The following is a 25,775-nucleotide window of genomic DNA, read 5'->3' as shown; positions in this document are numbered from 1 at the left end:
GTATATACACCCAGGGGGCGGAATGAAAGCATTAACGACCAGGCAGCAAGAGGTGTTTGATCTCATTCGGGATCATATCGGCCAGACGGGTATGCCACCCACGCGTGCGGAAATCGCGCAGCGTCTGGGTTTCCGTTCTCCGAATGCTGCCGAGGAACACCTGAAAGCGCTGGCGCGTAAGGGTGTGATTGAGATTGTGTCAGGCGCGTCGCGTGGTATCCGCCTGCTGGTGGAAGAAGAGACGGGCATTCCGCTGATAGGCCGCGTTGCTGCAGGTGAACCGCTGCTGGCACAACAGCATATTGAAGGTCACTACCAGGTCGATCCTGGTATGTTCAAGCCGAGCGCTGATTTTCTGCTGCGCGTTAGCGGGATGTCGATGAAAGACATCGGCATTCTTGATGGCGACCTTCTGGCCGTTCACAAAACGCAGGATGTGCGAAACGGCCAGGTGGTGGTTGCGCGCATTGATGACGAAGTGACCGTTAAGCGCCTGAAAAAACAGGGTAACACCGTTCAGCTGTTGCCCGAAAACAACGAGTTCACCCCGATTGTGGTCGACCTCCGCGAACAGAGCTTCTCTATTGAAGGTCTGGCTGTTGGCGTGATTCGTAACGGCGAATGGCTGTAATCTCTTCCTGACAGGCTACGCTTCCGCTGTAGCCTGCTTCATTTACCCTTCCCGGTATCTCTCATGTCACTGCTGACGGCATCTGATAAGGCATTGTGGCGTCTTGCCCTGCCGATGATTTTCTCCAATATCACCGTGCCCTTGCTGGGTCTGGTCGATACGGCCGTTATTGGTCATCTCGATTCCCCTGTTTATCTTGGCGGCGTGGCGATTGGCGCGACGGCAACCAGCTTTCTGTTTATGCTGCTGCTCTTTTTGCGTATGAGCACCACCGGGCTCACCGCACAGGCGTATGGTGCGAAAGATCCGTTACGTCTGGCGCGTGCGCTGGTGCAGCCGCTGATCCTGGCGCTTGGCGCGGGGGTACTCATTGTTTTACTGCGCACGCACCTGATAGACCTTGCGCTCCATGTTGTTGGTGGCAGCGAGGCGGTACTGGAGCAGGCGCGTCGCTTCCTGGAAATCCGCTGGCTCAGCGCGCCCGCTTCGCTGGCAAACCTGGTTCTGCTGGGTTGGTTACTGGGTGTGCAATACGCCCGTGCGCCAGTGATTTTGCTGGTCGTGGGAAACCTTCTCAACATTGTGCTCGATCTCTGGCTGGTGATGGGCCTGCATATGGACGTGCGCGGGGCGGCACTGGCAACGGCGATTGCCGAATACGGAACCTTACTCATTGGGCTGTGGATGGTCTGGCGCGTGCTGGCCCTGCGCGGGATATCCCTCGTAATGCTGAAAACCGCATGGCGCGGCAATATCCGTAAACTGCTGGCGCTCAACCGTGACATCATGCTGCGCTCGCTTCTGCTACAACTCTGTTTTGGCGCATTGACGGTTTTTGGTGCCCGTCTTGGGCCTGAGATCGTCGCGGTGAATGCGGTCCTGATGACATTGCTGACGTTTACCGCCTACGCGCTGGACGGCTTCGCCTACGCCGTTGAGGCGCATTCCGGGCAGGCGTACGGCGCGCGGGAAAGTGGCCAGCTTAGGGATGTCTGGCGGGCAGCCTGTCGACAAGCGGGACTGGTGGCACTGGCGTTTGCACTCATTTATGCCTGTTTTGGCCGTGACATTATTGCATTACTCACTTCGATCCCGGCTTTACGTGAACTGGCGGACCACTACATCGTCTGGCAGGTGATCTTGCCGGTGGTGGGGGTGTGGTGTTATCTGCTGGACGGCATGTTTATCGGTGCGACGCGCGGAGCGGAAATGCGCAACAGTATGGCGGTTGCGGCGGCGGGGTTTGGTTTGACGCTGCTGACGCTTCCGTGGCTGGGTAATCACGGTTTGTGGCTGGCGCTTGCGGTCTTTCTCTCCCTGCGCGGCCTCTCGCTTGCCTTTATCTGGCATCACCACTGGCAAAATAATACCTGGCTTCCTTCCCGTCACGATATATCGTGACGGTTAAAGATTCCGAATATGAAATCAACTGCCGAATCCTCAACTACAATTATTATCACGTCCAGCAGAAAAGAACGTAACGGACGTTACGACCCGACGCTTAACTAAGAGGACACGATGATGAATAAAGACGAAATCGGCGGCAACTGGAAGCAGTTCAAAGGTAAAGCGAAAGAACAGTGGGGTAAGCTGACTGATGACGATATGACCGTCATTGAAGGCAAGCGCGATCAGCTTGTCGGTAAAATTCAGGAACGTTACGGCTACGCGAAAGATCAGGCGGAAAACGAAGTCAAAGACTGGGAAACGCGTAACGACTACCGCTGGTAGCGCTGAATAACCCACAGAGGCGGCTTAAGAGCCGCCTTTATTTTGCTGCTAACGCGGCTTTTTCTTTATCAGAATTGAGTGGTCGTGCTGACACGCATCCTGATGTCGACAGGCTTCCACCTCAACGCATGCAGAACACAGCCCGTGCGCTTCAATCACGTTATGACGCAGGGCAAAACCCATTTTTGCCGCCAGCGTGTGCATAATGTCCTCTACGCCTTCCGCTCCCTCTTCTTTCACTACGCCGCAACGATCGCAGATAAACATGGCCGATGTATGCGTTGGCTGATCGAAAAGATGGCACAGGACATAGCTGTTTGTGGATTCGACTTTATGCACAAACCCTTGTTCCAGCAGGAAATCCAGCGCGCGATATACCGTGGGCGGTTTAGCCTGCGGCTCGCTTTCGCGGAGCAGGTCGAGTAGATCGTAGGCGCTGATCGCCCCCTGTTGCAGGCTCATCAGGCGCAAGACTTCAAGGCGCTGCGGGGTCAGGCGCACATTGCGTTGCGCGCACAGCTTTTCGGCCTGCGCTAACAGCTCTTTTGTGGACTTATCCATTTAGCACCTCGGATGTTCTGGGAGATAAAACCCTCACTTTATCATGTTCTGGCAAAAACACCGATATCCGCCAGGCTGTGCTATACCTGACGCATCGCAAACCGGGAATGTAACAATGAAAAAACCAGACTGTATCAAGCACTGGCGCGACGTAGAAGGGCCAGATGACGCCACCTACCCCGACAGTAACGAGCTTTTTTCCATCGGATCGCCGCTGGCGCGCAGCCTGGGCCTCAGGCGTATAGGCATTCATCATGAACGTTTACCGCCGGGGCGTCGGACGTCCTATCCCCATGCGGAAAGTGACGAAGAAGAGTTTATCTACGTGCTTGAGGGCTATCCTGAAGCCTGGATTAATGGCTATTTGTGGAAACTCGAACCCGGAGACAGCGTGGGCTTTCCCGCCGGAACGGGGGTGTGCCACACCTTTATCAACAACACAGAGGAAGAGGTTCGGCTACTGGTGGTGGGGGAGGCCAACAAGAAGCACAACCGCATCTACTATCCGCTTAACCCGGTTTATGCCGCCACGCGGGAAGATCGCTGGGTAGACCATCCGCCACAGTTTTTTGGGCCGCACGATGGAAAACCTGGGAAAAAATAATTTCCTCTTCTATAAATATTGAGGGCCGTCACAAATTACAACAGGCCGTAAGGAAGTTTTACTTAGGGAATGAATTAGCGGGTCTTTTTATCTTTATTCACAGCAATAGTTCGCGCCTGTTTGGGGGATAACAGACAGGGGTTATTTCATAACAGACTATAAGACGGGCATACTGTGAAAAAACATTTTAAATTTTCGGTGGTTAGCATCGCTGTCTCCTTGTTTATGGCAAATCAGGCGGGAGCAGCCAATACCTGGACAGAATCACGTAGCGACGCGATGGGGGGCACCGGCGTTGCTTCGGGCAATTATGGTAGCGGGGCGTTAATTAACCCCGCGCTGCTGGCAAAGGCAAAACCGGACGATGACGTGACGGTCATTTTGCCGTCCGTTGGGGTGCAGGTAACGGATGAGGATAATCTTCAGGATGAGATTGATACCATCAACGACAAAATCAATCACTATAAGGATGTGGTTGATAACCTTACGCCAATCGAGGTTATTACTAATCCGTTAGGCTCCATCAACCAGTTCCAGGGCGCGGCCAAAGATCTGGCCGATGAGCTGGACTATCTCAAGGGCAAAACCGCTCGCGCGACGGCAGGAGCAGGCCTTGCCGTGAGTATCCCTAACGATGTGCTTTCCGTGGCCTTTATGGCGAAAGGGTACGCCCATGGCCGGGTAAGTTCGTCTATCGACCAGCAGGATATTGATTATCTGCGCGGTATTCAAAGAAGCAATCTGGTGGCTGCCGGCGTTGCCCTGGACGCTGCGCTGAACGGCACGGACCAGATCACTAAAAACCTCAACTCAACGGCGTCCGGTCGGGCGGCGATTATCTCCGACTACGGTATTGCCGTTGCCCGCCAGTTTGACCTTGGCGGCGTTCCGGTTTCCGTGGGCGTGACGCCAAAACTGCAAAAAAGCTGGATCTATAACTACACCACCTCGATCTACGATTACGACAGTAATAAGTGGAACGATAGCCGCTACCGTACAGACGATACCGGCTTTAACGTCGATGCCGGTATTGCCGCTGATTTTGGCGAAAACTGGACGGTCGGCGTGAGCGGGCAAAACCTGATGTCGCGCGATATCGACACCAAAGATATCCGCATCCGCAACGGGCGTACGGGGGAAGTGGTGAGCTATAAAGACACCTACCAGATCCGTCCGCTGGTGACCGCGGGCGCTGCCTGGCACAACGATCTGGTGACCCTGACCGCCGATGGCGATCTGACCGAAACCAAAGGATTTAAGAGCGAAGATACGTCGCAGTATGTTGGGGTCGGTGCTGAAGTGACTCCGCTGAGCTGGCTGGCGGTGCGTGCCGGTTATCGTGCGGATATGAAAGGGAACGACAGCAACGTCTTTACCGGCGGTGTCGGTTTCGCGCCGTTTAATACCGTTCATGTTGACCTGATGGGTCTGTATGGCGAGGACGAAACCTGGGGCGCAGGGGCTCAGCTGAGCATGACGTTCTAAAGTACACCGGAGGCGCTGCGCCTCCGGCTTTTCTTTGTGCTATAGTAGCGCCCCTTTTCCACCAGATGCTTAAAACTTCGCCATGTCGTCAGAACACCAGACCGCTTTTCCTGCACACCGTTTCTCCATTGCGCCGATGCTCGACTGGACGGACAGACACTGCCGCTACTTCCTGCGCCAGCTCTCCCGCCATACGCTGCTGTACACCGAAATGGTGACCACGGGCGCAATCATCCACGGGAAGGGCGACTACCTGGCATACAGTGAAGAAGAGCATCCGGTTGCGCTGCAGCTGGGGGGCAGCGATCCGGTCGCGCTGGCCCAGTGCGCAAAGCTGGCGGAAGAACGCGGCTACGACGAGATCAACCTGAACGTCGGCTGCCCTTCCGACCGCGTGCAAAACGGCATGTTCGGCGCCTGTCTGATGGGCAACGCACAGCTGGTGGCGGACTGTATCAAGGCGATGCGCGATGTAGTCTCCATTCCGGTGACGGTCAAAACCCGTATCGGCATCGACGACCAGGACAGCTACGAATTCCTGTGCGATTTCATCAATACGGTGTCAGGGAAAGGCGAGTGTGAGATGTTTATCATCCACGCCCGCAAAGCCTGGCTTTCAGGCCTTAGCCCGAAAGAGAACCGTGAGATCCCGCCGCTGGACTACCCGCGCGTGTACCAGCTGAAACGTGATTTCCCGCACCTGACGATGTCAATCAACGGCGGTATTACGTCGCTGGAAGAGGCGAAAGCGCACCTTGAGCATATGGATGGCGTGATGGTCGGGCGCGAGGCGTATCAAAATCCGGGCATTCTGGCGACCGTCGACCGCGAAATCTTTGGCGTTGCAGGCGCAGACACCGATCCTGTTGCCGTCGTGCGTGCCATGTACCCTTACATTGAGCGCGAGTTGAGCAATGGCACCTATCTTGGCCACATCACCCGCCATATGCTTGGCCTGTTCCAGGGTATTCCGGGCGCGCGCCAGTGGCGTCGCTACCTCAGTGAGAACGCGCATAAAGCCGGTGCCGATATTGAGGTGCTGGAACATGCGCTGCGGCTGGTGGCGGATAAGCGATAATTTCGCTAAAAGATCGTCAAATTCACCACGCCCTGCGGATCCTAGCGGGGCGTTTTTCTTTAAGAACAATATGTTAGCTTTGGCATGATTCTTGTAATGATTGTAGCATCATTCGGGAACTCGTGGGAGAGCACCATGCTTGAACTACTTTTTGTGATTGGCTTTTTTGTCATGCTGATGGTCACGGGCGTGTCGCTGCTCGGCATTCTGGCCGCGCTCGTTGTGGCTACGGTAGTTATGTTTATCGGTGGATTATTTGCCCTGACGATCAAACTGCTGCCGTGGCTGCTGCTGGCTATCGCCGTGGTGTGGGTAATACGGGCGATTAAAGCGCCAAAACTGCCGACTTATCAGCGCAATAACCGCTTCCGTTACTAAGGTATTGAGGGGTTCGTCACATACTTGTAACTTTTCCGGCAGCATGGCTTAGAACAGAATAGGATTTACTTATCGAATCTGTCACTATGGCTGCCGCTACAGAATTCATCGAGCTGTACCCTACATACAGCCGAACTAAAAAAAGAAAGGGCTTCCCACGGGAAGCCCAATTTCTTTTTGGGGGTCAGGGAATTAGCAAACTGGAACCCTGCGTCGCCCGGCTTTCCAGCACCTCATGCGCGCGCTGCGCATCGGTTAGCGGGTATTTCTGCGCATCCGCCACATCCACCTTAATCACGCCGCTGGCTATTAGCGAGAACAGCTCGTTGCTGGCTTCCTCCAGTTCTTCCCGGTTGGTGATGTAACCCTGCAAAGAAGGGCGCGTCACGTACAGCGACCCTTTCTGATTCAGAATGCCGAGATTGACGCCGGTGACAGCGCCTGAGGCGTTACCAAAGCTCACCATCAGCCCGCGACGCTGCAGGCAGTCCAGCGACGCTTCCCAGGTGTCTTTCCCCACCGAGTCATACACGACGCGTACTTTTTTGCCGCCGGTGATCTCTTTTAGCCGCTCGACGATGCTCTCTTCCCGGTAGTTGATCACCTGCCATGCACCCGCGTCCAGCGCACGCTGGGCTTTTTGCGCACTGCCTGTGGTGCCGATCAGCTTCGCGCCTAAGGCTTTCGCCCACTGGCAGGCAATCAGCCCCACGCCACCGGCGGCAGCATGGAACAGGAACTGCTCATCGGGCTTAATTTCGTAGGTTTTGCGCAGCAGGTAATAGACCGTCAGCCCTTTCAGGAATGAGGCGGCCGCCTGCTCAAAGGTGATGGCATTCGGCAGCAGGGCGGCTTTGTCCGCCGGGACGTTGTGGACGGAGCTGTAAGCGCCCAGGGCAGACTGTGCATACACCACACGATCGCCTTCTTTAATGTGCTTAACCGCACTGCCCACTTTGCTGACGATGCCGGCCGCCTCAGTGCCCAGGCCGCTCGGCATTGACGGAGGCGGGTAGAGACCGCCGCGAATATAGGTATCAATGTAGTTAATGCCGATAGCTCTGTTTTCCACCTGAATTTCGTTCTCGCCAGGCGCAGCGGGGGTAAACTCCACCGCTTTCAGCACTTCAGGACCGCCGTGTTTCTGGAACTCAATGCGCGTTGCCATGCTCCCTCCGTAAGAAAAATATGGTAATCTTTCGACCCACTCTTTATCTCGGTAACTCCATTCACTATGGCAGGAAACAAACCCTTCAACAAACAGACTGAACCTCGCGAGCGTGATTTCCAGGTCGCAGGGTTAAAAGTCCCGCCGCACTCGATTGAAGCGGAACAGTCGGTGTTGGGCGGTTTAATGCTGGATAACGAACGCTGGGACGACGTCGCCGAGCGCGTAGTGTCTGAAGATTTCTACACCCGTCCGCACCGCCATATTTTTACCGAAATGGCGCGCCTGCAGGAGTCCGGCAGCCCGATTGACCTGATCACGCTCGCGGAATCGCTGGAGCGTCAGGGGCAGCTGGACAGCGTCGGCGGCTTTGCCTACCTGGCAGAACTGTCAAAAAACACGCCAAGTGCGGCTAACATCAGCGCTTACGCCGACATCGTGCGCGAACGTGCCGTCGTCCGCGAGATGATCTCGGTAGCGAACGAAATCGCCGAAGCCGGATTCGACCCGCAGGGCCGCACCAGCGAAGACCTGCTCGACCTTGCCGAGTCCCGCGTCTTTAAAATCGCCGAAAGCCGTGCCAACAAAGATGAAGGCCCGAAAAACATCGCCGACGTGCTCGACGCCACCGTTGCGCGTATAGAGCAGCTTTTCCAGCAGCCGCACGACGGCGTGACCGGGGTGAACACAGGCTATGACGATCTGAACAAAAAAACTGCCGGTTTACAGCCGTCGGATTTAATTATCGTCGCGGCGCGTCCGTCGATGGGTAAAACAACATTTGCGATGAACCTCGTCGAAAATGCGGCGATGTTGCAGGATAAGCCGGTGCTTATTTTCAGCCTTGAAATGCCCTCGGAGCAGATTATGATGCGTTCTCTGGCATCCCTGTCGCGCGTGGATCAGACCCGCATCCGTACCGGCCAGCTCGACGACGAGGACTGGGCGCGCATCTCCGGCACCATGGGCATTCTGCTGGAAAAACGGAACATCTATATCGATGACTCCTCCGGCCTGACGCCGACGGAAGTGCGCTCCCGCGCGCGCCGCATCGCCCGTGAACACGGCGGCATCGGCCTTATCATGATCGACTACCTTCAGCTGATGCGCGTCCCGTCGCTCTCAGACAACCGTACGCTGGAAATTGCAGAGATTTCCCGCTCGCTCAAGGCGTTAGCTAAAGAGCTGCACGTGCCGGTAGTGGCGCTGTCGCAGCTTAACCGCTCCCTGGAACAGCGTGCAGACAAACGCCCGGTCAACTCCGACCTGCGTGAATCCGGCTCCATTGAGCAGGATGCCGACTTAATCATGTTCATCTACCGTGATGAGGTCTATCACGAGAACAGCGACCTGAAAGGGATCGCCGAAATTATTATTGGTAAGCAACGTAACGGCCCCATCGGTACGGTACGTCTGACCTTTAACGGCCAGTGGTCGCGTTTCGACAACTATGCCGGTCCTCAATATGATGATGAGTAATTTCTAAGGAATTCAAATGCAAGCGGCAACTGTTGTGATTAACCGCCGCGCTCTGCGACACAACCTGCAACGTCTGCGTGAACTGGCGCCCGCCAGCAGGCTCGTTGCAGTCGTGAAAGCGAACGCTTACGGACACGGTCTTCTTGAGACCGCGCGAACGCTCCCCGATGCCGACGCCTTTGGCGTCGCCCGTCTCGAAGAAGCTCTCCGCCTGCGCGCAGGCGGCATTACGCAACCGATTCTGCTCCTCGAAGGCTTTTTTGAAGCCTCGGATCTGCCGACCATTGCAGACCAGCAGCTGCACACGGCGGTACACAACGAAGAACAACTGGCCGCGCTGGAAACGGCTGAACTGAGCGAGCCGGTCACCGTCTGGATGAAGCTCGATACGGGCATGCACAGGCTGGGCGTGCGCCCGGAAAACGCGGAGGCGTTTTATCAGCGTTTGTGCCAGTGCAAAAATGTGCGTCAGCCGGTCAATATCGTCAGCCACTTTGCCCGTGCCGATGAGCCCGAATGCGGCGCAACCGAGCAGCAGCTTGATATCTTCAACACCTTCTGCGAAGGCAAGCCGGGAATGCGCTCCATTGCGGCATCCGGCGGCATTCTGCTGTGGCCGCAATCCCACTTCGACTGGGCGCGTCCGGGGATTATTCTGTATGGCGTTTCCCCGCTTGAGAATAAACCCTGGGGGCCGGACTTAGGCTTTAAGCCGGTGATGTCGCTGGTATCAAAGCTGATTGCCGTGCGGGAGCACAAAGCGGGCGAGCCGGTGGGTTACGGCGGTACCTGGACCAGCGAGCGCGACACGCGGCTTGGCGTGGTGGCGATGGGCTACGGCGACGGCTATCCGCGCGCGGCACCAACGGGCACGCCGGTGCTGGTCAATGATCGTGAAGTGAAAATTGTCGGCCGCGTGGCGATGGACATGATTTGCGTGGATCTTGGGCCCGGCGCGCAGGATAAAGCGGGCGACGATGCGGTGATGTGGGGTGAAGGTCTGCCCGTTGAACGCATTGCTGAGATTACAAAAGTAAGTGCTTACGAACTTATTACGCGTCTGACGTCGCGGGTGGCGATGAAATACATCGACTGAGCTTTAACGGGATGCGATGCATCCCGCTTCTGTTAACATCCCCTCGATCTTATTCCGCTTCCGGTTTATTGTTGAAAACCCTGCCTCATAATAATCCGGAGAACATCGCGTGTTTCAGAAAGTAGACGCCTACGCCGGCGACCCTATTCTCTCCTTGATGGAGCGTTTCAAAGAAGATCCTCGCAGCGATAAAGTGAACCTCAGCATTGGTCTTTATTACAACGAGGACGGCATCATTCCTCAACTGAAAGCCGTTGCCGAAGCCGAAGCACGTCTTAACGCAACCCCGCACGGTGCTTCGCTTTATTTGCCGATGGAAGGGTTAAACACCTACCGTAATACGATTGCGCCGCTGCTGTTTGGTGCGGACCACGCGGTGCTCGCGCAAAAGCGCGTGGCGACTATCCAGACGCTGGGCGGCTCGGGTGCGCTGAAGGTAGGCGCAGATTTCCTGAAAAAATATTTCCCGGATTCCGGCGTGTGGGTCAGCGACCCGACGTGGGAAAACCACGTGGCCATCTTTGAAGGTGCGGGCTTTAAGGTCGAGACCTATCCGTGGTTCGACAGCGAAACCAACGGCGTGCGCGTCGAAGCGCTGCTGGAAAAACTGAACACCCTGCCGGCGCGCAGCATCGTGCTGCTGCACCCATGCTGCCATAACCCGACCGGGGCGGACCTCACCAATGCCCAGTGGGATGCGGTGATCGAGGTGCTGAAGGCACGTAACCTGATCCCGTTCCTCGACATCGCCTATCAGGGCTTTGGCGCGGGCATGGAAGAAGATGCTTACGCCATCCGCGCCGTTGCCAGCGCCGGGCTGCCAGCGCTGGTCAGCAACTCCTTCTCAAAAATCTTCTCTCTCTACGGCGAGCGCGTTGGCGGTCTGTCCGTGGTGTGTGAAGACGCCGAAGCCGCGGGGCGCGTTCTCGGCCAACTGAAAGCGACGGTCCGCCGTATTTACTCCAGCCCGCCGAACTTTGGTGCGCAGGTGGTGGCGACCGTTCTGGGCGACGAACAGCTGAAAGCCACCTGGCTTGCGGAAGTGGAAGCGATGCGCAAGCGCATTCTGTCGATGCGTCAGGAACTTGTTAACGTGCTGAAAGAGGCGGTGCCGGGGCATAACTTCGACTATCTGCTCAAGCAGCGCGGGATGTTCAGCTATACCGGACTGAGCGCGGCACAGGTCGATCGCCTGCGTGACGAGTTCGGTGTCTACCTGATCGCCAGCGGCCGTATGTGCGTGGCGGGCCTGAATGCCGGCAACGTCCAGCGCGTGGCGCAGGCGTTTGCTGCTGTAATGTAAATGCTCACTAACCCAGCCCTCTCCCCGTGGGAGAGGGCTGGGGTGAGGGCGTCAGACCGCATAAGCACGTCCCCCGGTACTTTGTGATCGTCTTCTTTTTATTCATCTTTATAAGTAAAAACTCCTTTCCTTCCCCTCCCGCCGGGGTTATGGTCGGATAGATTTTTGACCATCCACTCAAAATATAAAGATAACAAACTGAATATTCAGGGGAAAATATGCGCAAGATCACACTGGCGCTCAGCGCCGCCTGCTTATTGTTCTCGCTTAATAGCGCCGTCGTCGCGCGAGCTTCAGCACCGACGCCGCTTTACACCGGCACCACCGCCGCCATCCTTGCCGAGCAGGCACCCATTCACTGGGTTTCCGTGGCCCAAATCGAAAACGGCCTGATGGGCCGCCCGCCAATGGCCGTGGGCTTCGACATTGACGATACCGTGCTGTTCTCAAGCCCTGGCTTCTGGCGTGGCAAGAAAACGTATTCTCCGGACAGCGAAGCGTATCTGAAGAACCCGGAGTTCTGGGAAAAAATGAATAACGGCTGGGATGAGTTCAGCATTCCGAAAGAGGTGGCCCGCGCGCTGATCGCCATGCACGTTAAGCGCGGCGACAGCATTTACTTTGTCACCGGCCGTAGCCAGACCAAAACGGAGACCGTCTCCAAAACCCTGCAGGACGATTTTCAGATCCCGGCGGCCAGCATGAATCCGGTCATTTTTGCCGGTGATAAAGAGGGACAAAACACCAAAACCCAGTGGCTGGAGCAGAAAAACATCAAAGTGTTCTACGGTGATTCGGATAACGACATTACCGCGGCGCAGGATGTGGGGGCCAGAGCGATCCGGGTGCTGCGTGCCTCTAACTCGACCTATCGACCGCTGCCGATGGCAGGCAAGTTTGGCGAGGAGGTGATTGTTAACTCCGAGTATTAGTTCTTGAGCGGCGGGTTTGATTCTTTTTTGAATAAATCCGCCGCTGCGGGTTTTACCTTTCGCCTTCTTGCTGCACACTTAGAAAGATTCATCTTTCAAAACGGAGCAGCTCATGTGGTATCAACAGACCCTGACCTTAAGCGCTAAACCCCGCGGGTTTCACCTTGTGACGGACGAAGTCATCGGGCAACTCCGCGACCTGTCGCGCGTCAAAACGGGTTTACTGCATCTGCTGCTTCAGCACACGTCAGCCTCCCTCACGCTTAATGAAAATTGCGACCCTACCGTCCGGTCTGATATGGAACACCATTTCCTGAAGACGGTTCCGGACAACGCCCCCTACGAGCACGATTATGAAGGCGCAGATGACATGCCTTCGCATATCAAATCTTCTCTGCTGGGCGTATCGCTGATGCTGCCGGTTCATAACGGTCGGCTAATGCTGGGCACGTGGCAAGGGATCTGGCTGGGAGAACATCGCATTCACGGTGGTTCGCGTAAAATTATCGCAACGCTACAAGGGGAATAAAGATGACAATTTCGGAGATACTTCAGTACTGCATGAGCAAGCCTGGCGCGGAACAAAGCGTTCACAGCGACTGGAAAGCCACGCAGATCAAAGTGGGAGACGTGCTGTTTGCGATGGTGAAAGAGGTTGAAGGGCGCCCGGCGGCGTCGCTGAAAACCAGCCCGGAACTGGCGGATCTATTACGTCAGCAGCATGATGATGTGAGGCCGAGCCAGCACCTCAATAAGGCGCACTGGAGTACCGTTTATCTGGACGGCTCGCTGCCCGGCTCACAAATTTACTATCTGGTGGATGCGTCCTACAAGCAGGCGGTTGAGCTGCTGCCGGAAGCGACCCGACAGCAGCTCTCCGTGTAACAATTACAGCAACGGTTTAAGGAAGCGCGCGGTGTGCGAGGCTTCGCACTCTGCAACGGTCTCTGGCGTACCGGAGACGAGGATTTCACCCCCGCCGCTGCCGCCTTCCGGGCCGAGATCGACAATCCAGTCCGCGGTTTTAATCACGTCCAGATTATGTTCGATGACCACAATCGTGTTGCCCTGATCGCGCAGCTGGTGCAGCACCTCAAGCAACTGCTGGATATCCGCAAAGTGCAGGCCGGTGGTCGGCTCATCCAGAATGTAGAGCGTCTGGCCGGTACCACGCTTGGACAGCTCGCGCGCCAGCTTCACGCGCTGCGCCTCACCGCCGGACAGGGTTGTTGCTGACTGCCCCAGGCGAATGTAGGTCAGGCCTACGTCCATCAGCGTCTGCAGCTTACGCGCCAGCGCAGGGACGGCGTCAAAGAACTCGCGCGCCTCTTCGATGGTCATGTCCAGCACTTCGTGGATGGTCTTGCCTTTGTACTTAATCTCCAGCGTTTCGCGGTTATAGCGCTTGCCTTTGCACTGGTCGCACGGCACGTAGATATCCGGCAGGAAGTGCATCTCAACCTTGATCACGCCGTCGCCTTGGCACGCTTCACAGCGGCCGCCGCGCACGTTAAAGCTGAAACGTCCTGGCGTATACCCGCGCGAACGCGCTTCCGGTACGCCAGCGAAGAGTTCACGTACGGGCGTGAAGACGCCGGTATAGGTCGCCGGGTTGGAACGCGGCGTACGGCCAATCGGGCTCTGGTCGATGTCGATAACCTTGTCGAAATGCTCCAGCCCCTGAATATCGCGGTACGGTGCAGGCTCGGCCAGCGTCGCGCCGTTCAGCGCCCTCTGCGCAATCGGGAACAGCGTATCGTTGATCAGCGTCGATTTACCGGAACCGGACACGCCGGTAATGCAGGTAAACAGGCCAACCGGCAGCGTCAGGGTGACGTCCTTCAGATTGTTGCCGCGCGCCCCTGTGAGCTTCAGCACTTTTTCCGGGTTCGCCGCGACGCGCTGTTTTGGCACTTCAATTTTGCGCTTGCCGCTCATGTACTGGCCGGTCAGCGACTCGGGCACCGCCATAATGTCCTTCAGCGTACCTTCCGCCACCACCTGGCCGCCGTGCACGCCCGCGCCCGGGCCGATGTCGATCACGTGGTCTGCGGCGCGAATTGCGTCTTCGTCGTGCTCCACCACGATTACCGTGTTGCCGAGATTGCGCAGGTGGATCAGCGTGCCGAGCAGACGCTCGTTGTCGCGCTGGTGCAGGCCGATGGACGGTTCATCCAGCACGTACATCACGCCGACTAAGCCCGCGCCAATCTGGCTCGCCAGACGGATACGCTGGGCTTCACCGCCGGAGAGCGTTTCCGCCGAGCGGGAAAGCGTCAGGTAGTTCAGGCCAACGTTCACGAGGAACTTGAGGCGATCGCCGATCTCTTTCAGCACTTTTTCGGCGATTTTCGCACGCTGGCCGGAAAGCTTCAGGTTGTTGAAGAAGTCCATTGCGTGGCCGATGCTCATGTCTGAGATGGTCGGCAGCGCCGTGTTTTCCACAAACACGTGGCGCGCTTCGCGACGCAGACGCGTGCCCTCGCAGGTGGCGCAGGAGCGGTTGCTGATGAACTTCGCCAGCTCCTCGCGCACCGCGCTGGATTCGGTCTCTTTGTAGCGGCGCTCCATATTGTGCAGCACCCCTTCGAACGGGTGGCGACGCACGGAGGTATCGCCGCGATCGTTCATGTATTTGAACTCGATGTTCTCTTTGCCGGAACCGAACAGGATCACTTTGTGCACGTTCGGGCTCAGGGTCGCCCACGGCGCTTCAACGTCGAATTTGTAGTGCTCCGCCAGCGACTTCAGCATCTGGAAGTAGTAGAAGTTACGCTTATCCCAGCCGCGAATCGCACCGCCCGCGAGCGACAGCTCGGGGTTCTGGATCACGCGATCCGGATCGAAATACTGCTGCACGCCCAGACCGTCACAGGTCGGGCACGCGCCCGCCGGGTTGTTGAACGAGAACAGGCGCGGCTCCAGCTCGCGCATGCTGTAGCCGCAAATCGGGCAGGCGAAGTTGGCGGAGAAGAGCAGCTCTTCCGCTTTCGGGTCGTCCATGTCGGAGACCACGGCCGTGCCGCCAGAGAGTTCCAGCGCGGTTTCAAAGGATTCAGCCAGACGCGTGGCGAGATCGTCACGCACCTTAAAGCGGTCAATCACCACTTCGATGGTGTGTTTCTTTTGCAGCTCAAGCTTTGGCGGATCGGACAGGTCACACACTTCGCCGTCGATACGGGCGCGGATATAGCCCTGGCTTGCCAGGTTCTCCAGCGTTTTGGTGTGCTCGCCTTTACGCTCTTTGATGATCGGTGCCAGCAGCATCAGGCGTTTGCCTTCCGGCTGCGACAGCACGTTATCCACCATCTGGCTCACGGTCTGTGCCGCCAGCGGGACATCGTGGTCCGGGCAGCGCGGCTCACCCACGCGGGCATACAGCAGACGCAGGTAGTCGTGAATTTCGGTAATGGTACCGACCGTTGAACGCGGGTTATGCGAGGTAGACTTCTGCTCAATAGAGATAGCAGGCGATAACCCTTCAATATGATCGACATCCGGTTTTTCCATCAGCGACAGGAACTGACGCGCGTACGCCGAGAGAGATTCGACGTAACGACGCTGTCCTTCGGCATACAAAGTGTCGAAAGCCAGTGAGGATTTGCCAGACCCCGAAAGCCCGGTCACGACGATGAGTTTGTCGCGAGGGATTATGAGGTTGATATTCTTGAGATTATGGGTGCGGGCGCCCCGAACTTCGATCTTATCCATTCACCTTTCCCGGTTGGAACACGGATTGCCTGGTTTGTTTGAAGGACAAACGGCTGTCAGAAACGGCTAATTATGACACAAAATGACCTGTTTGAATATACAGTATTGGAATGCATTTTCTGATTCACTGTGTAACAATGTTGAGTTCACGGGAGAACTCTGGAACGTGCTACGCAACTATCAAAGTGCAGCATGGAAATGGTACACTCGCGCGTTTACACTATTAAGAAACGTATTCAGGAGACACGAACATGGCCAGCAGAGGCGTAAACAAGGTGATTCTCGTCGGTAATCTGGGCCAGGACCCGGAAGTACGCTACATGCCGAGTGGTGGCGCAGTTGCCAACATTACGCTGGCTACTTCCGAATCCTGGCGTGATAAAGCGACCGGTGAAATGAAAGAGCAGACCGAATGGCACCGCGTTGTGCTGTTTGGCAAACTGGCAGAAGTAGCCGGTGAGTATCTGCGTAAAGGTTCTCAGGTCTATATCGAAGGCCAGCTGCGTACCCGCAAATGGACCGACCAATCCGGTCAGGAAAAATACACCACGGAAGTGGTGGTGAACGTGGGCGGCACCATGCAAATGCTGGGTGGCCGTCAGGGCGGTGGCGCACCGGCAGGTGGCGGTCAGAACCAGCAGCAGGGTGGTTGGGGTCAGCCTCAGCAGCCGCAGGGCGGCAACCAGTTCAGCGGCGGCGCGCAGTCTCGTCCGCAGCAGCAGTCTGCTCCTGCTCCGTCTAACGAACCGCCAATGGACTTCGACGACGATATCCCGTTCTGATCAACGGATGCTAAAAAAAACCCAGACATCGTCTGGGTTTTTTTATTGCTGAAGAGATCAGGTAATCACCATCGGCCAGTCTGGTGGGGTGTGGTTCATCGCCTCAACCATCACCACTTTTATATTTTCCCAGACCGCGGCCATATCCAGCAGGGTAATGCCCAGCAGGCCCGTTGCGAACCAGCAGGCCGCGCCAAGCCCTAACAGGGTACTTATGACGGCAAGACCCGCGTAGTCGGATTTACGAAACTGAATGTTCAGCGTGCTGGCTAAAAACATCAAAACCGCGCTCAACAAGGGCCAGCGCAGGAGAACCATGCTGGTAGTAATGGTTGCCATAAAACCCATCCTCTACAAAACAGACGAACTGAATGAAACAGTGTTTCTCGTTACACAATATGTGTGAACTATATCACATTTGTTGATTTATTCGCCAGTGCCTGCGTAGCCAAAAAAGGGGATTTTATTACCCGAAAAAAGAGCATGCGGTTCGGGACCGCCTTCGGACAGGGGGGGAGGCGGATCCACAACGCGCTGAGGTAATCCCGTCGGGTAAGTGGGGAAGAGCATCTGAAGGCAGAGAGACGGCCAGCCGTGCCGTTTTTAGGGGGCGCATTATTTTCTGATAATATTGTGGTGATGTCTGATTATTTATAAAACAACGAACAAAATATACCCGCAGAAATAGGATAAAACGTCACGTTGGTGTTGTACTTTTTTCATGCCGCCAGAAGTTTTGCTTAATCAGCGATCCTCTGTTGTGTTCTCTTCAAACCTCCCGTACGCGATGGATAATTATTTTCCTTAATTAAAACGGAACGAATACTTACAGTTTAGCTTACGGGAAAATATTATCGTCATAACGAAATTTAAGATTTTTAATACTAAAAGTCAGTTGCTAACTTCGCATGATTCATGCAACGTAATCACCTGTTTAACAAAGCATCCGGCCTTCATTACTACAGGCGTACAACATGCAGGGATATAGGGCGGGAAATGAATCGTAGCGCGCGGCGCAAAATGCTCAGAGTGGTAGGGATCATCATGGTAGTTATGCTGCCGGTGATGCTTGCTCTATGGTTTGCCCAGCTACGAGCCGAGTCGGAAACGAGCGCTCAGCTACGGACATTTGCTGAACTGGCTTTAGACAAAACAGAACTGGTAATTCAACAAGTTGAACTGGCCAGGGGCGAGGCAGAAAAATATCAGGGTGAACGTTGTACGCCGGAACATCGTCAATATATGTTGAACGTTGTTCGTGGCCGCCTGTTTGTCGCCGATTTAATTTATGCAGAAGGTCAGAATTTTCTTTGTTCGACCGTTTTTACACCGGATCAACCCTACGTCATTCCGGTCGCTAATTACACGCGTAAACCTGACGTTGCTATCTATTATTTTCGCGATACGCCATTTTATACTGGCTATAAAATGACATATATGCAGCGCGGAAATTATGTCGTGGTGGTCAATCCGCTTTCTTACAGTGAAGTGATGTCTACCGATCATTCCCTCGCATGGGGGGTATACGACACGGTAACTAATGCCTTCTTTTCCGTCAGCCAGAAAGCCAATGCGACTTTATTAAATTCGATGATTCAGGATAAGGAATCGGTATTTCAAAAAGATAACCGTTTCTATACCGTCGTGAAATCGACAAATCGGCCTATTGCCGCCATCGTGTCGACGTCAGATAAACGTTTTTATGAAACGCTCTATCACCAGGCGACGTTGACGCTACCGCTGGGAATGATCTGCAGCATTATTATTTTGCTGGTGTGGTCCCGCACCCATCGTGAGCTTAATTCGCCGGGGCGCTTACTGCACCGGGCGCTAAACAAGCGCCAGCTTTGTGTGCACTATCAGCCGATTATTGATATCAAGAACAACCAGTGTGTGGGGGCAGAGGCGCTGTTGCGCTGGCCTGGTTTCAATGGGCAGGTAATGAGCCCGGCTGAGTTTATTCCGCTTGCGGAAAAAGAGGGAATGAGCGAGCGGATTACGGATTATGTCGTTGAGGAGGTGTTCAGCGATCTGGGCCATTTCCTGGCGGCGCATCCGCATCTCTATATTTCGATCAACCTGTCGGCCACGGACTTCCACTCCTCGCGGCTGATCGCCATGATTTCTGACAAGGCCCGGCACTACGCCGTACGCGCCCAGCAAATTAAAATCGAAGTGACGGAACGCGGCTTTATCGATGTGCCAAAAACCACGCCGGTGATTCAGGCCTTCCGTCAGGCGGGCTATGAAGTGGCGATCGATGATTTCGGGACCGGTTATTCCAACCTGCACAACCTCTACTCGTTGAACGTGGATATTCTGAAAATCGATAAATCGTTTATCGACACCTTAACCACCAACAGTACCAGCCACCTGATCGCCGAGCATATTATCGAGATGGCGCAAAGCCTACGGCTTAAAACCATTGCGGAAGGGGTTGAGACGGCTGAGCAGGTGAGCTGGCTGTTGAAGCGCGGCGTTGAGTTCTGTCAGGGATGGCACTTCGCGAAAGCGATGCCGCCCCAGGAGTTTATGACCTGGCAGCAGCAACCTTTGCACTGATATGCATTAATTCAACTGGTGGCGATAATCGCTCGGCGTACGGTCAAACTCGCGGCGAAACACACGGGAAAAGGTTTGTTGCGAAACATAGCCAAGATCCATCGCGATATCAAAAATCGGCCGCTGCGTTGAGCGTAACGCCTGCGCCGCCAGCAGGAGCCTGCGCTGGCGAATGTACTCCCCCAGCGTCTGGTGCATGACCGTACGGAACATTCTCTGTAAATACCATTTCGAATAGCCCGATTTTTTTGCGACCACATCAATGTTCAACGGTTGGTCGATATGATCGTCAATCCATTCAATAAGTGTCTGAATAATTTGCTGATGCGACATAAGGTTGCCCCTCTGTAGATACAACTTTCTCGGTTGATTCGTCGTTTTCTCTGCGGGGGAGTATAATTCCTCAAGTTAACTTGAGGTAAAGAGGTTTTATGGAAAAGAGATTGCCGCGCATTAAAGCGCTTTTAACCCCCGGCGAAGTGGCAAAGCGAAGCGGTGTTGCGGTATCGGCGCTCCACTTCTATGAAAGCAAAGGGTTAATTAAAAGCATCCGTAACGGCGGAAACCAGCGCCGCTACACCCGTGACGTGCTCCGCTACGTGGCGATTATCAAAATTGCGCAACGCATCGGCATTCCCCTGGCGACGATCGGTGAGGCATTCGGCGTGTTGCCGGAAGGGCACACGCTTAGCCCGAAAGAGTGGAAAGAGCTTTCGTCCCAGTGGCGTGAAGAGCTGGACAGGCGTATCCACACGCTGGTGGCGCTGCGTGACGAGCTGGACGGCTGTATCGGCTGCGGCTGCCTGTCCCGTAGCGACTGCCCGCTACGTAACCCTGGCGACAGGCTGGGCGAGCAGGGGACCGGGGCGCGGTTGCTGGAGGAGGATTAAGTTCTTGCGGCAAAAAGCATAATAAAGAACTAAAGCGCCACTAAGGGCGCTTTAGTTTTTCCCGGTCTTTGTCTTTCTCTCTATCCCGCTGGTTCACGGGAGGGTTTCCCCCGACATCAGCACCCCTCGTGTCGAGCTGGTTGGGGAGGTTCCGGATTGTGCTGACACTTTAATTCTATGCAAGACCCGTTTTTTCGCCAGCCGCGCTAGCCGTTTTTTAGACGAAATTTTTTCGCGGTGTTGTTCGATTTTCTATAGTTAAAAAGTATGAATAACAGGAGAAAATCATGCTCACGGTACATCACCTTAACCAGTCGCGCTCGCACCGCGTGATCTGGGCGCTGGAAGAGCTCGCCCTGCCTTATGAGATTGTTCACTACCAGCGCGAAAAGAACATGCTGGCACCCGAGTCCCTCAAAAAGGTGCATCCGTTGGGCAAATCGCCGGTCATTGAAGATAACGGGCTGATCCTTGCGGAGTCAGGCGCCATTCTGGAATATCTGCAGGAAACCTATGATGCCGAATCGCGGCTGAAGCCTTTAGACCCCGCGCATAAGGTGCAATACCGCTTCTGGCTGCATTACGCAGAAGGGTCGCTGATGCCGCTGCTGCTCATGAAGCTGGTCTTCAGCAGCCTGGGCAAACCGCCCGTGCCGTTTGGCATCCGAACGCTGGGCAAGGCGCTGGGGCAGGGGGTACAGAAAGCGTATCTCAACCCCCAGCTGGAGACCCATGCGCGCTTTATTGACTCACATCTTGCTAAAAACAGCTGGTTTGCCGGAGAGACGTTAAGCATGGCCGACATTCAGATGAGCTTCCCCCTCTTTGCCCTGCTGGCGCGCGGCGGCATTGCTAATCTTCCGCATATTCAGGCATGGAAGCAAAAAGTGGAAACTAGTCCTGGCTGGCAAAGAACCCTGCAACAAGGTGGCCCGTTAACGATCCCGGGCGAGGATTGAAATGTAAACAAATTGCGCATAGACGATAACGTTTGCGCATCCTCTGTTTATTTCTTCATCGTCATAAGTGAATTTTAGCGAAAAACGACAAAGTTCAGTTGAAAAGGGCGGGTATTAGGCTGGATAATCGTTTGCCTTAATTTGACCACCCGTTTTATAAGCGCGGAGCTAAACGTTTGCTTTTTTTGTGACGCCCTTTCGTCGCAAACGCAACACACGGATTTGACGTTTTAGCTGGCAGCGGTGTCTCCACCACGCTTATGGACGTTCTATAAAAACTCTCAGGGGATGTTTTCTATGTCTACGCCATCTGCGCGTACCGGCGGTTCACTTGACGCCATGTTTAAAATTTCGGCTCGTGGCAGCACCGTGCGCCAGGAAGTCGTTGCCGGTCTGACCACGTTTCTGGCGATGGTTTACTCCGTCATCGTGGTGCCGGGCATGCTGGGCAAGGCGGGCTTCCCGCCTGCGGCTGTCTTTGTCGCCACCTGCCTGGTGGCCGGCGTGGGCTCCATCGTAATGGGCCTGTGGGCGAACCTGCCGCTGGCGATTGGTTGCGCCATCTCTTTGACCGCCTTTACCGCGTTCAGTCTGGTGCTGGGCCAGCAGATCAGCGTACCGGTTGCCCTCGGCGCCGTGTTCCTGATGGGCGTACTGTTTACCGTTATTTCTGCCACCGGCATCCGTAGCTGGATTTTGCGCAACCTGCCGCAGGGCGTGGCGCACGGCACCGGTATCGGTATCGGCCTGTTCCTGCTGCTGATCGCTGCCAACGGCGTGGGTCTGGTCATCAAGAACCCGCTGGACGGCCTGCCGGTAGCGCTCGGTCATTTCGCGAGCTTCCCGGTCATTATGTCGCTCATCGGTCTGGCGGTGATTATCGGCCTGGAAAAACTGAAGGTGCCGGGCGGCATTTTGCTGACCATTATTGGCATTTCTATTGTCGGCCTGATTTTCGATCCGACCGTTCACTTCTCCGGTATTTTCGCCATGCCGTCGCTGAGCGATGACAAAGGCAACTCCCTGATCGGCAGCCTGGATATCGTCGGCGCGCTGAACCCGGTGATCCTGCCAAGCGTGCTGGCGCTGGTGATGACCGCGGTATTTGACGCCACCGGTACCATTCGCGCGGTGGCCGGTCAGGCCAACCTGCTGGATAAAGACGGTCAGATTATTGATGGCGGCAAAGCGCTGACCACCGACTCCCTGAGCAGCGTCTTCTCTGGTCTGGTGGGTGCGGCGCCTGCGGCGGTGTATATCGAATCTGCAGCGGGTACGGCGGCAGGCGGTAAAACCGGTCTGACGGCCATCACCGTCGGCGTGCTGTTCCTGCTGATCCTGTTCCTCTCTCCGCTCTCCTACCTGGTACCTGCGTATGCGACCGCGCCAGCGCTGATGTACGTCGGCCTGCTGATGCTGAGCAACGTGGCGAAAATCGATTTTGCGGACTTCGTGGATGCGATGTCCGGCCTGATTACCGCAGTGTTTATCGTCCTGACCTGTAACATCGTGACCGGCATTATGATCGGCTTTGCCTCGCTGGTGATTGGCCGCCTGGTCTCCGGTGAGTGGCGCAAGCTGAACATCGGCACCGTGGTGATCGCCGTTGCGTTGGTCGCCTTCTACGCGGGCGGCTGGGCAATCTGAGTTATCCATTGATGCGAAAACGGGTGGCTCAGGCCGCCCGTTTTTATTTTCAGGACTCATCCCGTTGCCTTTTGCGTTACTCTGGAGAGGATAGAATAAGAGGCACGACGCCTCAGGTTTGGCTTAAAAAGAAACACAGCAAACAGGGAACGCATGGAAATTTTCTTCACAATACTCATCATGACCCTTGTGGTCTCATTATCCGGGGTGGTTACACGCGTACTGCCCTTCCAGGTCCCCCTGCCTTTAATGCAAATAGCCATCGGTGCGCTGCTGGCGTGGCCGACGTTCGGTCTGCACGTGGAGTTCGATCCGGAACTGTTCCTCGTGCTGTTTATCCCGCCGCTGCTGTTTGCCGATGGGTGGAAAACGCCGACGCGCGAATTTCTTGAGCATGGGCGAGAGATCTTCGGCCTGGCGCTGGCGCTGGTGGTCGTTACCGTGGTCGGGATTGGTTTCCTGATCTACTGGGCCGTACCGGGTATCCCGTTAATACCCGCCTTTGCGCTGGCCGCCGTGCTGTCGCCGACCGACGCCGTGGCCCTTTCCGGCATTGTGGGTGAAGGGCGCATTCCGAAGAAAATAATGGGCATTTTGCAGGGCGAGGCGTTAATGAACGACGCTTCCGGCCTGGTGGCCCTGAAGTTTGCCGTGGCGGTAGCCATGGGCACCATGGTCTTTACCATTGGTGGCGCGACCCTGGAATTCTTCAAGGTGGCGATTGGCGGTATTCTCGCGGGTTTCGTGGTGAGCTGGCTGTATGGTCGTTCGCTGCGCTTCCTCAGCCGCTGGGGCGGCGATGAACCGGCGACGCAAATCGTTCTGCTGTTCCTGCTGCCGTTTGCCTCTTACCTTATCGCTGAACATATCGGCGTCTCGGGCATTCTGGCGGCGGTAGCGGCGGGGATGACCATCACCCGCTCCGGCGTGATGCGCCGCGCGCCGCTGGCGATGCGCCTGCGCGCCAACAGCACCTGGGCGATGCTGGAATTTGTCTTTAACGGCATGGTCTTCCTGCTGCTGGGCCTGCAGCTGCCGGGCATTATGGAATCCTCGCTGATCGCGGCGGAGGCGGATCCAAACGTTGAAGTCTGGATGCTGTTTACCGATATAGTGCTGATCTACATGGCATTAATGCTGGTGCGTTTCGGCTGGCTGTGGACGATGAAAAAGTTCAGCGTCCGCTTCCTGACCAAAAAGCCGATGGAGTTCGGCTCCTGGACCACGCGCGAGCTGCTGATTGCCTCCTTCGCGGGCGTACGCGGGGCGATAACCCTCGCCGGTGTGCTCTCTATTCCGCTGCTGCTGCCGACGGGCGACGTCTTCCCGGCGCGCTACGAGCTGGTGTTCCTGGCGGCGGGCGTGATCCTCTTCTCGCTGTTTGTCGGCGTGATTATGCTGCCGATTTTACTCCAGCACATTGATGCCGGTGACTCGACCCAACAGCACAAAGAGGAGCGGATAGCCCGCGCGGCGACGGCGGAAGTGGCGATAGTGGCCATTGAGAAGATGGAGGAGCGTCTGGCTGCCGATGCCGAAGAGAACATTGATAACCAGCTGCTGAAGGAAGTCAGTTCACGCGTAATTGGTAATTTGCGCCGTCGTGCTGACGGACGTAACGACGTGGAAAGCTCGCTGCAGGAAGAGAACCTCGAGCGTCGTTTCCGCCTGGCGGCGCTGCGCTCCGAGCGTGCCGAGCTGTATCACCTGCGCGCGACGCGTCAGATCAGCAACGAGACGCTGCAAAAGCTGCTGCACGATCTGGACCTGTTAGAAGCGCTGTTAATAGAGAATCAGTAGCGCGTTGTTGCCCGGTGGCGCTGCGCTTACCGGGCCTACGTTTGAACCGTAGGCCGGGTAAGGCGAAGCCGCCACCCGGCACTATTCAGACCGCACCCAAAACCCCTCACAACATTGCAGCCACGCCTGTGCGCTGTGCGAAAGATACACCCCTTCACGCCAAATCATCCCCAACTGCCAGTGCAGGTCACTCTCCAGCGGGATCCAGCGCAGCGTGTTTTTATCCAGCCGCTCGCAGATCGGCTGCGGCAGAATGGCAATTCCCACGCCCGCCTGCACCATCGCCGCCAGGAAATCCCACTGGCCGCTGCGCACCGCAATGCGGGGCTTCACGTTATGGTGGTTAAACAGGGTCATCAGCTGGCGGCTTAAGGCGAAGTCTTCGTTGTAGATCAGCAGCGGGTGTTCACCGAGGAGATCGGGCTTCACTGAGTCTATCTTCAGCCAGTCGCCGGAGCGGGGCACCAGCACGCACAGCGGATGGCTGAACAGCGGCAGCGTTGCCAGCCCGCTCTCTTCCTCCACGGGAAGGGCCGTCATCGCCACGTCCAGCTCGCCGTTGATCACCGCCTGCTGCACGGTCAGGCCGCCAAATTCAGAAATTTTGAGCTCAACGCCAGGGTAACGCTGGCGAAACAGGCTTATCGGCCCGGCCATCATCATGCCGACCATCGGCGGAATGCCGAGCCGCAGCAGACCTTTCGTCAGGTGGTTGATGTCCGCAAGCTCGGCCTCAAGCTGGCGAAACTCCGCCAGGATCGCCAGCCCGCGCTCGAACACCACGCGTCCGGTATCGGTCAGCAGCAGCTTGCGTCCGTCGCGGATCAGCAGGGTACAGTTCAGCTCGTCTTCGAGGTTTTTCAGCATCTTGCTGATGGTTGGCTGGGTAACGAACAACTTCTCCGCTGCGCGGGTAAAACTTTGCTGGCGAACCACCTCGACAAAATAGCGCAGCGTTCTTATGTCCATGATTATTCC

General features: G+C 56.0%; 25 protein-coding genes and 1 pseudogene. 20 read left to right on the top strand and 6 right to left on the bottom strand.

The window, feature by feature from the left end:
- The first annotated feature begins 22 nt into the window (after window positions 1-22).
- The 4 genes and pseudogenes from lexA to IM291_RS20205 all read left to right on the top strand — a co-directional run bounded on the left by lexA (window position 23) and on the right by IM291_RS20205 (window position 2,362).
- Entirely contained in the window at window positions 23-631 is a 609-nt protein-coding gene (gene lexA / locus IM291_RS20215; protein ID WP_028015162.1) for a transcriptional repressor LexA, read from the top strand.
- Window positions 632-694: 63 nt separating this feature from the next.
- Window positions 695-2,032, top strand: coding sequence for an MATE family efflux transporter DinF (gene dinF / locus IM291_RS20210; RefSeq protein WP_192987560.1), 1,338 nt, complete (start codon window positions 695-697; stop codon window positions 2,030-2,032).
- Window positions 2,029-2,103: pseudogene (locus IM291_RS22135) on the top strand (hypothetical protein); the annotation flags it as partial. The gene dinF and the pseudogene IM291_RS22135, both read left to right, overlap by 4 nt.
- Before the next feature lie 49 nt (window positions 2,104-2,152).
- A complete protein-coding gene (locus tag IM291_RS20205) occupies window positions 2,153-2,362 on the top strand; it encodes a CsbD family protein (protein WP_014882139.1) in 210 nt (69 codons plus the stop codon).
- A gap of 48 nt (window positions 2,363-2,410) precedes the next feature.
- Here the strand turns inward: IM291_RS20205 and zur are convergent, their stop codons facing one another.
- A complete protein-coding gene (gene zur / locus IM291_RS20200) occupies window positions 2,411-2,923 on the bottom strand; it encodes a zinc uptake transcriptional repressor Zur (RefSeq protein ID WP_028015164.1) in 513 nt (170 codons plus the stop codon).
- Between the two features lie 115 nt (window positions 2,924-3,038).
- On the opposite strand from zur, the gene IM291_RS20195 reads away from it, so the two are divergent.
- From IM291_RS20195 to pspG, 4 genes are all read left to right on the top strand, one after another.
- The gene (locus IM291_RS20195) at window positions 3,039-3,527 is read left to right on the top strand and encodes a cupin domain-containing protein (protein ID WP_045260944.1); all 489 of its coding nucleotides are present in this window, start codon (window positions 3,039-3,041) and stop codon (window positions 3,525-3,527) included.
- A 225-nt stretch (window positions 3,528-3,752) separates the two neighbouring features.
- Entirely contained in the window at window positions 3,753-5,012 is a 1,260-nt protein-coding gene (gene traF, locus IM291_RS20190; protein ID WP_153657273.1) for a conjugal transfer protein TraF, read from the top strand.
- Between the two features lie 82 nt (window positions 5,013-5,094).
- The gene (dusA, locus tag IM291_RS20185) at window positions 5,095-6,090 is read left to right on the top strand and encodes a tRNA dihydrouridine(20/20a) synthase DusA (RefSeq protein WP_045631373.1); all 996 of its coding nucleotides are present in this window, start codon (window positions 5,095-5,097) and stop codon (window positions 6,088-6,090) included.
- A 135-nt stretch (window positions 6,091-6,225) separates the two neighbouring features.
- On the top strand, window positions 6,226-6,468 hold the full coding sequence (pspG, locus tag IM291_RS20180) for an envelope stress response protein PspG (RefSeq protein WP_028015168.1): 243 nt from the start codon (window positions 6,226-6,228) through the stop codon (window positions 6,466-6,468).
- 184 nt (window positions 6,469-6,652) lie between these two features.
- On the opposite strand, the gene IM291_RS20175 is transcribed toward pspG, so the two are convergent.
- Window positions 6,653-7,636 carry a quinone oxidoreductase gene (locus IM291_RS20175; RefSeq protein ID WP_192987559.1) on the bottom strand — a complete coding sequence of 328 codons (984 nt, stop codon included), beginning with the start codon at window positions 7,634-7,636 and terminating at the stop codon, window positions 6,653-6,655.
- Between the two features lie 66 nt (window positions 7,637-7,702).
- Here IM291_RS20175 and dnaB point away from each other — a divergent pair, with 66 nt between their 5' ends.
- From dnaB to IM291_RS20145, 6 genes are all read left to right on the top strand, one after another.
- The gene (dnaB, locus tag IM291_RS20170) at window positions 7,703-9,115 is read left to right on the top strand and encodes a replicative DNA helicase (RefSeq protein ID WP_008503375.1); all 1,413 of its coding nucleotides are present in this window, start codon (window positions 7,703-7,705) and stop codon (window positions 9,113-9,115) included.
- A gap of 16 nt (window positions 9,116-9,131) precedes the next feature.
- A complete protein-coding gene (alr, locus tag IM291_RS20165; RefSeq protein ID WP_048998280.1) occupies window positions 9,132-10,211 on the top strand; it encodes an alanine racemase in 1,080 nt (359 codons plus the stop codon).
- 109 nt (window positions 10,212-10,320) lie between these two features.
- Window positions 10,321-11,514 (top strand): aromatic amino acid transaminase, encoded by a 1,194-nt coding sequence (gene tyrB, locus IM291_RS20160; RefSeq protein ID WP_045260940.1) that lies wholly within the window; start codon window positions 10,321-10,323, stop codon window positions 11,512-11,514.
- 218 nt (window positions 11,515-11,732) lie between these two features.
- Window positions 11,733-12,446 carry an acid phosphatase AphA gene (aphA, locus tag IM291_RS20155; RefSeq protein ID WP_192987557.1) on the top strand — a complete coding sequence of 238 codons (714 nt, stop codon included), beginning with the start codon at window positions 11,733-11,735 and terminating at the stop codon, window positions 12,444-12,446.
- 112 nt (window positions 12,447-12,558) lie between these two features.
- On the top strand, window positions 12,559-12,975 hold the full coding sequence (locus tag IM291_RS20150) for a secondary thiamine-phosphate synthase enzyme YjbQ (RefSeq protein ID WP_041911536.1): 417 nt from the start codon (window positions 12,559-12,561) through the stop codon (window positions 12,973-12,975).
- A gap of 2 nt (window positions 12,976-12,977) precedes the next feature.
- On the top strand, window positions 12,978-13,331 hold the full coding sequence (locus IM291_RS20145) for an MmcQ/YjbR family DNA-binding protein (RefSeq protein WP_028015174.1): 354 nt from the start codon (window positions 12,978-12,980) through the stop codon (window positions 13,329-13,331).
- A gap of 3 nt (window positions 13,332-13,334) precedes the next feature.
- Here IM291_RS20145 and uvrA read toward each other — a convergent pair whose 3' ends face one another.
- Window positions 13,335-16,157 (bottom strand): excinuclease ABC subunit UvrA, encoded by a 2,823-nt coding sequence (uvrA, locus tag IM291_RS20140; protein ID WP_192987555.1) that lies wholly within the window; start codon window positions 16,155-16,157, stop codon window positions 13,335-13,337.
- Window positions 16,158-16,408: 251 nt separating this feature from the next.
- On the opposite strand from uvrA, the gene ssb1 reads away from it, so the two are divergent.
- Window positions 16,409-16,939: a single-stranded DNA-binding protein SSB1 gene (gene ssb1 / locus IM291_RS20135; protein ID WP_006810470.1), complete on the top strand. Its 531-nt coding sequence runs from the start codon at window positions 16,409-16,411 to the stop codon at window positions 16,937-16,939.
- A 57-nt stretch (window positions 16,940-16,996) separates the two neighbouring features.
- Here the strand turns inward: ssb1 and IM291_RS20130 are convergent, their stop codons facing one another.
- Window positions 16,997-17,278 (bottom strand): YjcB family protein, encoded by a 282-nt coding sequence (locus IM291_RS20130; RefSeq protein ID WP_028015176.1) that lies wholly within the window; start codon window positions 17,276-17,278, stop codon window positions 16,997-16,999.
- Between the two features lie 657 nt (window positions 17,279-17,935).
- Here IM291_RS20130 and IM291_RS20125 point away from each other — a divergent pair.
- Window positions 17,936-19,501 carry an EAL domain-containing protein gene (locus IM291_RS20125; protein WP_192987566.1) on the top strand — a complete coding sequence of 522 codons (1,566 nt, stop codon included), beginning with the start codon at window positions 17,936-17,938 and terminating at the stop codon, window positions 19,499-19,501.
- Window positions 19,502-19,507: 6 nt separating this feature from the next.
- Here the strand turns inward: IM291_RS20125 and soxS are convergent, their stop codons facing one another.
- Window positions 19,508-19,834: a superoxide response transcriptional regulator SoxS gene (gene soxS / locus IM291_RS20120; protein ID WP_008503387.1), complete on the bottom strand. Its 327-nt coding sequence runs from the start codon at window positions 19,832-19,834 to the stop codon at window positions 19,508-19,510.
- Between the two features lie 98 nt (window positions 19,835-19,932).
- On the opposite strand from soxS, the gene soxR reads away from it, so the two are divergent.
- The 4 genes from soxR (at window position 19,933) to IM291_RS20100 (ending at window position 24,797) form a co-directional block, all read left to right on the top strand.
- Window positions 19,933-20,391 carry a redox-sensitive transcriptional activator SoxR gene (soxR, locus tag IM291_RS20115; RefSeq protein ID WP_023331806.1) on the top strand — a complete coding sequence of 153 codons (459 nt, stop codon included), beginning with the start codon at window positions 19,933-19,935 and terminating at the stop codon, window positions 20,389-20,391.
- A 287-nt stretch (window positions 20,392-20,678) separates the two neighbouring features.
- Window positions 20,679-21,350: a glutathione S-transferase family protein gene (locus IM291_RS20110; protein ID WP_028015178.1), complete on the top strand. Its 672-nt coding sequence runs from the start codon at window positions 20,679-20,681 to the stop codon at window positions 21,348-21,350.
- 297 nt (window positions 21,351-21,647) lie between these two features.
- The gene (gene ghxP / locus IM291_RS20105; protein WP_028015179.1) at window positions 21,648-22,997 is read left to right on the top strand and encodes a guanine/hypoxanthine transporter GhxP; all 1,350 of its coding nucleotides are present in this window, start codon (window positions 21,648-21,650) and stop codon (window positions 22,995-22,997) included.
- A gap of 153 nt (window positions 22,998-23,150) precedes the next feature.
- Window positions 23,151-24,797 carry a Na+/H+ antiporter gene (locus tag IM291_RS20100; RefSeq protein ID WP_028015180.1) on the top strand — a complete coding sequence of 549 codons (1,647 nt, stop codon included), beginning with the start codon at window positions 23,151-23,153 and terminating at the stop codon, window positions 24,795-24,797.
- Between the two features lie 81 nt (window positions 24,798-24,878).
- On the opposite strand, the gene IM291_RS20095 is transcribed toward IM291_RS20100, so the two are convergent.
- Window positions 24,879-25,766 (bottom strand): LysR family transcriptional regulator, encoded by an 888-nt coding sequence (locus IM291_RS20095; protein ID WP_041911529.1) that lies wholly within the window; start codon window positions 25,764-25,766, stop codon window positions 24,879-24,881.
- Window positions 25,767-25,775: the final 9 nt, after the last annotated feature.

Source organism: Enterobacter cloacae complex sp. P27C, from assembly GCF_014895705.1.
Classification (GTDB): Bacteria; Pseudomonadota; Gammaproteobacteria; order Enterobacterales; family Enterobacteriaceae; genus Enterobacter; species Enterobacter bugandensis.
The sequence above is the reverse complement of the archived record's forward strand: the minus strand, read 5'-3'. Positions and strand labels throughout refer to the sequence as shown.

Bases quoted from the DNA above. Each gene is read 5' to 3' on its own strand.
- lexA (WP_028015162.1), top strand. From the start codon at position 23: ATGAAAGCATTAACGACCAGGCAGCAAGAGGTGTTTGATCTCATTCGG.
- dinF (WP_192987560.1), top strand. From the start codon at position 695: ATGTCACTGCTGACGGCATCTGATAAGGCATTGTGGCGTCTTGCCCTG.
- IM291_RS20205 (WP_014882139.1), top strand. From the start codon at position 2,153: ATGAATAAAGACGAAATCGGCGGCAACTGGAAGCAGTTCAAAGGTAAA.
- zur (WP_028015164.1), bottom strand. From the start codon at position 2,923: ATGGATAAGTCCACAAAAGAGCTGTTAGCGCAGGCCGAAAAGCTGTGC.
- IM291_RS20195 (WP_045260944.1), top strand. From the start codon at position 3,039: ATGAAAAAACCAGACTGTATCAAGCACTGGCGCGACGTAGAAGGGCCA.
- traF (WP_153657273.1), top strand. From the start codon at position 3,753: ATGGCAAATCAGGCGGGAGCAGCCAATACCTGGACAGAATCACGTAGC.
- dusA (WP_045631373.1), top strand. From the start codon at position 5,095: ATGTCGTCAGAACACCAGACCGCTTTTCCTGCACACCGTTTCTCCATT.
- pspG (WP_028015168.1), top strand. From the start codon at position 6,226: ATGCTTGAACTACTTTTTGTGATTGGCTTTTTTGTCATGCTGATGGTC.
- IM291_RS20175 (WP_192987559.1), bottom strand. From the start codon at position 7,636: ATGGCAACGCGCATTGAGTTCCAGAAACACGGCGGTCCTGAAGTGCTG.
- dnaB (WP_008503375.1), top strand. From the start codon at position 7,703: ATGGCAGGAAACAAACCCTTCAACAAACAGACTGAACCTCGCGAGCGT.
- alr (WP_048998280.1), top strand. From the start codon at position 9,132: ATGCAAGCGGCAACTGTTGTGATTAACCGCCGCGCTCTGCGACACAAC.
- aphA (WP_192987557.1), top strand. From the start codon at position 11,733: ATGCGCAAGATCACACTGGCGCTCAGCGCCGCCTGCTTATTGTTCTCG.
- IM291_RS20150 (WP_041911536.1), top strand. From the start codon at position 12,559: ATGTGGTATCAACAGACCCTGACCTTAAGCGCTAAACCCCGCGGGTTT.
- IM291_RS20145 (WP_028015174.1), top strand. From the start codon at position 12,978: ATGACAATTTCGGAGATACTTCAGTACTGCATGAGCAAGCCTGGCGCG.
- uvrA (WP_192987555.1), bottom strand. From the start codon at position 16,157: ATGGATAAGATCGAAGTTCGGGGCGCCCGCACCCATAATCTCAAGAAT.
- ssb1 (WP_006810470.1), top strand. From the start codon at position 16,409: ATGGCCAGCAGAGGCGTAAACAAGGTGATTCTCGTCGGTAATCTGGGC.
- IM291_RS20130 (WP_028015176.1), bottom strand. From the start codon at position 17,278: ATGGCAACCATTACTACCAGCATGGTTCTCCTGCGCTGGCCCTTGTTG.
- IM291_RS20125 (WP_192987566.1), top strand. From the start codon at position 17,936: ATGAATCGTAGCGCGCGGCGCAAAATGCTCAGAGTGGTAGGGATCATC.
- soxS (WP_008503387.1), bottom strand. From the start codon at position 19,834: ATGTCGCATCAGCAAATTATTCAGACACTTATTGAATGGATTGACGAT.
- soxR (WP_023331806.1), top strand. From the start codon at position 19,933: ATGGAAAAGAGATTGCCGCGCATTAAAGCGCTTTTAACCCCCGGCGAA.
- IM291_RS20110 (WP_028015178.1), top strand. From the start codon at position 20,679: ATGCTCACGGTACATCACCTTAACCAGTCGCGCTCGCACCGCGTGATC.
- ghxP (WP_028015179.1), top strand. From the start codon at position 21,648: ATGTCTACGCCATCTGCGCGTACCGGCGGTTCACTTGACGCCATGTTT.
- IM291_RS20100 (WP_028015180.1), top strand. From the start codon at position 23,151: ATGGAAATTTTCTTCACAATACTCATCATGACCCTTGTGGTCTCATTA.
- IM291_RS20095 (WP_041911529.1), bottom strand. From the start codon at position 25,766: ATGGACATAAGAACGCTGCGCTATTTTGTCGAGGTGGTTCGCCAGCAA.